Consider the following 8,561-nt stretch of genomic DNA (forward strand, 5'->3'; position numbering starts at 1 on the left):
AATATGACAGCAGAATTGTCACAGCTGAGAGCTCAAATTGATGAGGCAGATAAAACTTTATTATCGTTGCTGGCAAAAAGAATGCATTTAGTGGCGCAAGTTGGTGAAGTTAAGAGTCAACTTGGCTTACCGATTTATGATCCTGACCGGGAAGCTGCTATGTTGGCTTCCCGCCGTGAGGAGGCGGAAAATATGGGAATTCCGCCTGATTTGATTGAAGATGTCTTACGCCGAATTATGCGAGAATCTTATGTCAGTGAAAATAACAAAGGCTTTAAAAAACTCAGTACTCATTTGGGATCTGTTGTCATTGTAGGTGGTTCTGGCAAAATGGGCCGATTATTCAGTCGATTGTTGACACTGTCTGGCTATGAAGTCAGGGTGCTCGAAGCTGACGATTGGGATAACGCCGAACATATATTAGCCGGAGCAGGGATGGTGATCGTCAGTGTCCCTATTCACTTGACAGAGAAGATTATCCGTCAATTACCCCCGTTGCCAGAACAATGCATTTTAGTTGATTTGGCTTCAATCAAGCAAAAACCGCTAAATGCGATGCTTGAAGTACATAAAGGGCCGGTTTTAGGATTGCATCCTATGTTTGGGCCAGATGTAGGTAGCTTTGCTAAGCAAGTGGTTGTGTATTGTGATGGGCGCTATCCAGAATCGTATCAATGGTTTTTGGAACAGATATCAGTATGGGGAGCAAGGTTGCATCAAATTACCGCAGAGAAGCATGATAAAAATATGAGTTTCGTTCAGGCGTTATGTCATTTCACTACCTTTTCTTACGGACGGCATCTTGCAAAGGAGAATATCGACTTACAACAATTGCTTTCATTATCTTCACCGATATATCGATTGGAGCTAGCGATGGTAGGTCGATTATTTGCACAAGATGCCCAACTGTATGCTGATATTATTATGTCTAGTCCTGAAAATATTGCACTTATACGTCGGTATTACCAAAGTTTCGGACAAGTGCTGAACATCTTGGATCATCAAGATAAATCAGCTTTTATTGAGAGTTTTAACCAAGTGAGAGATTGGTTTGGTGATGAAGCAGCTCGATTTATGAAGGAAAGCAGGGTGCTTTTGCAGCAGGCTAGTGACAACCGAATATAGGCCTTATTTCAAAACCGGATACGTCTATCCGGTTTTGTGTTTTTTTACTTTAGACAGGATCAATCGGTATTACATTTTCTGATGGGTAAGATCCTAACACTTTCAGAAAGCGTGTAATTTCCGTCAACTCTTTCAATGCTTGTTGCATTTTCATAGAGCGCAGATTGGCTTGTACATCGATATAAAACATCTCTTCCCACGGTTTGCCATTTATTGGGCGAGACTCCAATTTACTCATGGGGATATCATGTTTCTTTAGGATAATGAGAGCATTAACCAGTGCTCCAGCTCGCTGTCCGGTGGATATAATAAACGTGGTTTTGGCAGGAACTTGCTCGGATACGTCAATAGATTTGCGGGAAACGACAATAAAGCGAGTGCTATTCTCTTGCTGATTTGCCAGGTTGTTTTCTAAAACATGTAATCCATAAAGAGTGCCGCCGGCCTCACTGCCTAATGCGGCTATTTCTGGCGAGTTGAGTTCAGCCACTTTTTGCATCGCAGCAGCGGTGCTTTCACAGTAGACAATATTCCAGTTAGGATATTTATTGAGGTATTGGCTACACTGTTGAAAAGGTTGGGAATGGCTATAAACGGTTTTTATCCTTGAGATATCAGTTTGTCCGGCAACCAGTAGACAGTGGTTGATTGGCAGAGTTATCTCTCCAACAAGGGATAAAGGGGTATGTTGCAATAAATCATAAACCTCATTGATTGCCCCTGAGCTGGTATTTTCCAGTGGCAGGATGCCATAATCAGCCTGACCAATCTCAACCAGTGAGAAAATATCTGAGAATTTGTGACAACTACACTCAACCAACTGATTAAAGTGACGAGCGGCAAATTGTCGAGCGGCAATATGAGAATATGAACCTTTTGGCCCTAAAAAAGTAATACGGGCGGAATCGTAAGGTGTCTGATTCAGATATTGCTGTAATAAAGCCTGTTGGGTGAGAACAGAGTCCTCAATGATCATCTGAAATAATCGTGTAATGTAAAATCCATCTAATCCACGTGATTTTCCTTTATCAATCAATGCATTCAATAACTCTCGTTCACGGTTTTTATCTCGGATAGGGCGATGATCGAGCAGTTTTGTCTGGGCAATGTCACTGGCTAATTTTCGGCGTTTAGCAAGTAGATCCAGCAGTTCCGCATCAATATGACTAATTTCTTCTCGTAAACTCACTAAGTCTCGTTCCATAGTATGTTCCTGATATTCTTATTATGAGTGTAGCCTGTGTATCGTAAATATGTTTGGGATCAGTAAAACAAAAAACCTCCCTGTCAATGGGAGGCTTTTATTCGTCTTCTGAAATTTTCTTTGAAACGAATCAACCTCCTGATGAGAAGGTGAAAAAAAAGAAAAAGTACAAAGACGGTTTGATAATCATTTGGCCTTTAGCCTGCTACTTTATAGTTTCAATAATGTAGTTTAATTAACCTATTTAGCATGGAGTGTCAACAGCCAGTAAAAAACGCGCTCATTGAGCGCGTTAGGGAAATAATCAGGAAGGACTATACTTCTAAGTTGAGATTGGACTCTTTAACACTATTGTCTGTACGGCGAGCTTCTGCTTTATGCTGCACTTTATTGAGTTGACGTTCTAATTTTGTCAGCAGATCATTGATTGCTGCATACATATCTTCATGTTTAGCACTAGCCACTAACGTTCCATTCGGTGTACCGATTGTGGCATCAACCAAGAATCCTTGTGGTTCTTTTGATAGTACGATATGTGGATTGATTAGATTGACTTGCCATTTGCTCAACTTGCTTAGACGGTCTTCTACATGGCTACGAATTGCGGGGGTAATTTCCATTTGTTTGCTGGTAATGTTCACTAACATATAGTTACCTCTTTGATGTTACTCCGTCTTTGATACATCCAGCATAACGCCATTTTGCATAAAAAGAATGATCTAAATCACTTTTATTGAGTGATTTTGGCAGTGAGTAACGAAATTGTGATAGCCAAGGAAGATATGGAGAATATTTGTTGCGAAGGGAGGAATTATGCGCCATTATTGGTCAGTTATGGAATTATTAAATGGCGTTATAGTCATAAAATATGAATTATTTTCAAGATGAAAATAATGAAGATATGGATATAGCCAAAAGCCAAATATGCTCAGTCTGTTGGTCAAATAGAACAAAAAGCAAGTCTTACAAAATCATACTTCTAGCAGCGATATTTTCTGATAACGATACAACTTTAGAACTCCATTATTAGATAAAAAAACAGCAGCTAAATGGCTGCTGTTTTTGATCACTTGTTCAAATCTGATGGAATGAGATTTTATACGGGATTGGCAGCGATTAACTGTGCCACTTTATTGGCTTCAGCCGTCAGCCCTAATTCTTTATAAGCTAACTCCATATAAGGGAGTGCTTTCTGAGTTGCATTAGTATCAGGATAATCTCGTAGCATCTGTTCTACCCGATTGACGACAGCTACATAAGCACTGCGTTTAGTGTAATATTGCACAACTGCAAGTTCATATTTGGCTAAACGTTCTTTGAGGAAGATTAACCGCTTGGTAGCATCAGTTGAATACTGACTGTTCGGATAATAACGCACCAGCTGATTGAAATCACGGAATGCAGCACGGGCATGTTCAGGATCACGATTTGATCGATCAATGCCGAAAAGGCCTTGTAATAGGCTGTCATCCAGAGCTAGCGAAACTAAACCACGTATATAAAGCACATAGTCGATATTAGGGTGGGTTGGATTCAGGCGCATGAAACGGTCAATGGATGCGAGAGCCAGTGGGTATTCCGCTGATTTGTAATAGGCGTAGATCAGATCAAGTTGAACTTGTTGGGAGTATGGGCCAAAAGGATATCGGTTATCAAGGGATTCCAATTGCTTGATAGCCGCTTTATAGTTACCTTCTTGCAGCTTTTCTTGCCCAATTGAATAAATTTGAGATGGCGGGATATCAGGAACAGCATCCTTATTGCTGGAGCATCCAGATAGAACCAGGCTCAATGTGGTCGCTGCCACCAGATATTTCATGCGAATCATCACGTGTTGATTATCCTCTGAGTGTTTTCTGGGAGACTGTCCGTGAAGCTCCCGGCAAAATATGGGGTTACAATAGCACACTATTTTAAATGAAACGGCCTCGCCGTCAAAACTCAACGTAAAATATAGAAGTTATATATGGCACAACAAATCCGACTTAATGCAATAGTCGCTGAATCTCAGCTTGGTCAACGCTTAGATCAAGCTTTGGCTGAATTGTTCCCCGATTACTCTAGGTCACGTATAAAAGAGTGGATCTTGGATAATAAAGTTCAAGTTAATGGCAAATTAATTAGCAAACCAAAAGAAAAAGTCTTGGGCGGTGAAGAAATCTCCGTTGATGCTATCATTGAAGAAGATGCACGTTGGGAGCCTCAGAATATCGAACTGAATATTGTCTATGAAGATGACGATATTTTGGTCATTAATAAACCTCGTGATTTGGTTGTTCATCCGGGAGCCGGTAATCCTGACGGTACTGTATTGAATGCTTTGCTATATCATTATCCTGAAATTGCAGATGTTCCCCGCGCAGGTATTGTTCATCGTCTTGACAAAGATACGACAGGGCTAATGGTTGTGGCAAAAAGCGTTCCGGCACAAACTCGTTTGGTGGAATCTTTGCAACTACGTGAAATAACTCGTGAATATGAAGCGGTTGCTTTGGGATGTATGACGGCAGGAGGAACGGTAGAAGAACCTATCTCCCGCCATCCAACAAAACGAACACATATGGCGGTACATCCTATGGGAAAACCTGCTGTTACCCATTATCGTGTTATGGAACATTTCCGGGCACATACCCGTTTGCGCTTGCGCTTGGAAACAGGCAGAACCCACCAAATTCGTGTGCACATGGCACATATAAAACACCCGTTGGTGGGTGATCCTCTGTACGGCGGTCGGCCTCGTCCCTTAAAAGGGGCTTCTGATGAATTTCGCGAAGTGATGCGTAATTTTGATCGTCAGGCATTGCATGCAACCATGTTACGTCTTTACCATCCGATCACTGGAATTGAGATGGAATGGCACGCTCCATTACCGGACGACATGGTTAAATTAATTGAAGTCATGAAAGTGGATGCCGAGACTTTCAAAGATGAGATGGATTGGTAGGTAGTCAATGACATCACTGATTTTTCCTGATTGGCCACAGCCTGATAATGTTGGCGCTTGCAGTACTACCCGTTTAGGTGGAGTAAGCCAATCCCCATATGACAGTTTAAATCTAGGTAATCATGTTGGGGACGTTCCAGAATACGTGGAACGGAATAGAACACGATTGGTTGAATATGCTCAATTACCGCAGCAACCTACATGGTTGGAGCAAGTACACGGAACACGTGTTATCACACTTGATGGCCAGCCATTGGTGAATAATCAGGCTGATGCCGTTTACACGAATATCCCTGATCAGGTTTGTGCTGTGATGACAGCAGATTGCTTACCCGTTCTTTTTTGCAGTATTTCTGGTGATGAGGTTGCGGCGGCTCATGCTGGATGGCGCGGATTATGTGCCGGAGTGTTGGAGAATACCGTGTCTCGATTTAACGCAAAACCAGATATGATCCGTGTGTGGTTGGGACCTGCTATTGGTCCTGAAAAATTTGAGGTGGGAAGTGAGGTTAGGGACGCTTTCATCGCAACCAATCCTGATCTGGAACAAGCTTTTACATCTTATGGTAATAAGTTTCTGGCAAATATTTACTTACTGGCTAAATTAAAGTTGCAGTCAGTAGGAATAACGGAGATTTTTGGTGGAACCGCATGTACTGTCACGGAGGAAAAAAACTTTTTCTCCTATCGTCGTGATGGTAATACAGGGCGAATGGCAACTTTAATCTGGTTGCGATAACCTACCTTACAGGACGATCTTTGGCGTATAGCGGTAAGTTTCCAATTAACTTTTCAGAAGACCTTGAATATTTAAGGAATGACCTTATCTAGTCTCCAGTAGCAAATTCTGACCAGTATTGGAGGTGTTATGCGCCTGGATCGTCTTACCAATAAATTCCAACTTGCTCTCTCTGACGCCCAATCCCTCGCGTTAGGGCGTGATAACCAATTCATCGAACCAATCCACTTGATGAGTGCATTAATCAATCAAGAAGGCGGTTCAGTACGTCCTTTATTGGCCTCGGCAGGGGTGGATACAGGAAGTTTCAATGATCAACTGAATCAGGCTCTGAACCGATTGCCGAAAGTAGAAGGCAATGGTGGAGATGTGCAGGTATCCAACGAACTGGGACGTTATTTAAACCTGTGTGACAAACTTGCACAAAAATCAGGTGATAACTTCATTTCTTCTGAACTCTTTGTTCTGGCAGCGATAGAAGAACGTGGAACATTAAGTGACATGTTGAAAGCGGCGGGAGCAACTAAGGATAAAATCACTAAGGCAATAGAACAAATGCGTGGTGGTGAAAAAGTGAATGAGCAAGGCGCAGAAGATCAGCGCCAGGCATTAAAGAAATATACTATTGATCTGACTGAACGTGCTGAACAAGGCAAATTAGATCCTGTGATTGGGCGTGATGAAGAAATTCGTCGAACTATTCAGGTATTGCAACGTAGAACCAAAAATAACCCTGTCCTTATTGGTGAGCCAGGGGTTGGGAAGACCGCGATTGTTGAAGGTTTGGCACAGCGTATTGTCAATGGTGAAGTTCCAGAAGGGCTGAAAAACAAACGTGTTCTGTCTCTTGATATGGGAGCGTTATTAGCCGGTGCTAAATATCGTGGTGAATTTGAAGAGCGTTTGAAAGGTGTTTTGAACGATCTTGCCAAACAGGAAGGTTCAGTCATTTTGTTTATTGATGAGTTGCACACTATGGTAGGCGCTGGCAAAGCCGAAGGCGCAATGGATGCTGGTAATATGCTAAAACCCGCTCTGGCTCGTGGGGAACTGCATTGTGTTGGAGCCACAACACTTGATGAATATCGTCAATATATAGAAAAAGATGCGGCTTTAGAACGTCGTTTCCAGAAAGTTTATGTGGCAGAACCTACGGTTGAGGACACGATTGCTATTTTACGTGGATTGAAAGAGCGATATGAGTTGCATCATCACGTCCAAATTACTGATCCTGCTATAGTGGCGGCTGCAACATTATCTCATCGCTACATTTCTGATCGTATGCTGCCTGATAAAGCAATTGATTTGATTGATGAAGCAGGGGCAAGTCTGCGTATGCAGATGGATTCTAAACCAGAAGCATTGGATCGCCTTGAGCGTCGTGTTATTCAATTAAAACTTGAGCAGCAAGCACTGAAAAAAGAGTCGGATGATGCCAGTAAAAAACGTTTAGAGATGCTGAACGAAGAACTGGCAGAAAAAGAACGTGAATATTCTGAATTGGAAGAAGAGTGGAAAGCGGAGAAAGCTGAACTGAGTGGCACCCAGAATATCAAGGCTGAATTAGAAAATGTCCGTATTGAATTAGAAAAAGCTCGCCGTAGTGGCGACCTGGCTAAAATGTCTGAAATTCAGTACGGAAAAATTCCAGAATTGGAAAAACGTCTGGCAACAGCAACAACAGCAGAAAATCGTCATATGAAGTTGCTACGTAACAAAGTCACGGATGCTGAAATTGCTGAAATACTCGCGCGCTGGACAGGGATCCCTGTATCTAGAATGCTGGAAAGTGAAAAAGATAAGTTACTGCGTATGGAGCAAGAATTGCACAAGCGCGTGATAGGGCAGAATGAAGCAGTTGATGCAGTATCGAATGCAATTCGTCGTAGCAGAGCAGGATTATCTGATCCTAATCGTCCAATCGGTTCCTTTATGTTCTTAGGACCGACAGGAGTGGGAAAAACAGAATTGTGTAAGGCGTTGGCTAATTTCTTGTTTGACAGTGATGATGCTATGGTACGCATTGATATGTCAGAGTTTATGGAAAAACACGCCGTTTCAAGGTTGGTGGGAGCGCCTCCCGGCTACGTTGGATATGAAGAAGGTGGGTATTTGACAGAAGCGGTGCGCCGTCGTCCTTATTCTGTCATTCTGCTGGATGAAGTAGAGAAAGCCCACTCAGATGTTTTCAATATTTTGTTGCAGGTATTGGATGATGGCCGTTTGACTGATGGTCAAGGAAGAACAGTTGATTTTCGTAACACCGTTGTGATTATGACCTCTAACTTAGGCTCCGATATGATTCAAGAACGCTTTGGTACATTGGATTATATGGGTATGAAAAATATGGTGATGGAAGTGGTTGGTCATCATTTCAGGCCTGAGTTTATTAACCGGGTTGATGAAATTGTGGTGTTCCACCCATTAGGGAAAGAACATCTGAAATCTATTACAAATATTCAATTGCAGCGTTTATATCAGCGTTTGGAAGATCATGGTTATCAAGTGGAGATAACACCTCCAGCGTTGGAAAAATTAAGCGAAGCTGG

General features: G+C 42.2%; 7 protein-coding genes (1 of these 7 only partly in view). 4 read left to right on the top strand and 3 right to left on the bottom strand.

Features of this window, described 5'->3' with window-relative positions; translation table 11 throughout:
* The first annotated feature begins 3 nt into the window (after positions 1-3).
* The gene (gene tyrA, locus AAC853_RS11955; protein ID WP_340614691.1) at positions 4-1,125 is read left to right on the top strand and encodes a bifunctional chorismate mutase/prephenate dehydrogenase; all 1,122 of its coding nucleotides are present in this window, start codon (positions 4-6) and stop codon (positions 1,123-1,125) included.
* A 49-nt stretch (positions 1,126-1,174) separates the two neighbouring features.
* On the opposite strand, the gene pheA is transcribed toward tyrA, so the two are convergent.
* The 3 genes from pheA to bamD form a co-directional block, all read right to left on the bottom strand.
* Complete coding sequence (gene pheA / locus AAC853_RS11960) at positions 1,175-2,329, bottom strand: bifunctional chorismate mutase/prephenate dehydratase (RefSeq protein WP_338882971.1); 1,155 nt, start codon at positions 2,327-2,329, stop codon at positions 1,175-1,177.
* A gap of 314 nt (positions 2,330-2,643) precedes the next feature.
* Entirely contained in the window at positions 2,644-2,976 is a 333-nt protein-coding gene (raiA, locus tag AAC853_RS11965; RefSeq protein ID WP_047771873.1) for a ribosome-associated translation inhibitor RaiA, read from the bottom strand.
* 449 nt (positions 2,977-3,425) lie between these two features.
* Entirely contained in the window at positions 3,426-4,148 is a 723-nt protein-coding gene (gene bamD / locus AAC853_RS11970) for an outer membrane protein assembly factor BamD (RefSeq protein ID WP_338885603.1), read from the bottom strand.
* Positions 4,149-4,295: 147 nt separating this feature from the next.
* Here bamD and rluD point away from each other — a divergent pair, with 147 nt between their 5' ends.
* From rluD to clpB, 3 genes are all read left to right on the top strand, one after another.
* Positions 4,296-5,273, top strand: a complete 978-nt coding sequence (gene rluD, locus AAC853_RS11975; RefSeq protein WP_340614692.1) for a 23S rRNA pseudouridine(1911/1915/1917) synthase RluD — start codon at positions 4,296-4,298, stop codon at positions 5,271-5,273.
* Positions 5,274-5,280: 7 nt separating this feature from the next.
* Positions 5,281-6,012, top strand: coding sequence for a purine nucleoside phosphorylase YfiH (gene yfiH / locus AAC853_RS11980; protein WP_340614693.1), 732 nt, complete (start codon positions 5,281-5,283; stop codon positions 6,010-6,012).
* Positions 6,013-6,141: 129 nt separating this feature from the next.
* Positions 6,142-8,561 carry the 5' portion of an ATP-dependent chaperone ClpB gene (gene clpB / locus AAC853_RS11985; RefSeq protein ID WP_340614694.1) on the top strand. Its footprint extends 154 nt past the window's final position, so the window shows 2,420 of its 2,574 coding nt (coding positions 1-2,420); the start codon lies at positions 6,142-6,144; the stop codon falls past the right edge of the window.

Origin of the sequence: Xenorhabdus thailandensis, from assembly GCF_037996785.1 — a bacterium.
GTDB classification, from domain to species: Bacteria; Pseudomonadota; Gammaproteobacteria; order Enterobacterales; family Enterobacteriaceae; genus Xenorhabdus; species Xenorhabdus griffiniae.

Bases quoted from the DNA above. Each gene is read 5' to 3' on its own strand.
- bamD (WP_338885603.1), bottom strand. From the start codon at position 4,148: ATGAAATATCTGGTGGCAGCGACCACATTGAGCCTGGTTCTATCTGGA.
- pheA (WP_338882971.1), bottom strand. From the start codon at position 2,329: ATGGAACGAGACTTAGTGAGTTTACGAGAAGAAATTAGTCATATTGAT.
- rluD (WP_340614692.1), top strand. From the start codon at position 4,296: ATGGCACAACAAATCCGACTTAATGCAATAGTCGCTGAATCTCAGCTT.
- yfiH (WP_340614693.1), top strand. From the start codon at position 5,281: ATGACATCACTGATTTTTCCTGATTGGCCACAGCCTGATAATGTTGGC.
- raiA (WP_047771873.1), bottom strand. From the start codon at position 2,976: ATGTTAGTGAACATTACCAGCAAACAAATGGAAATTACCCCCGCAATT.
- tyrA (WP_340614691.1), top strand. From the start codon at position 4: ATGACAGCAGAATTGTCACAGCTGAGAGCTCAAATTGATGAGGCAGAT.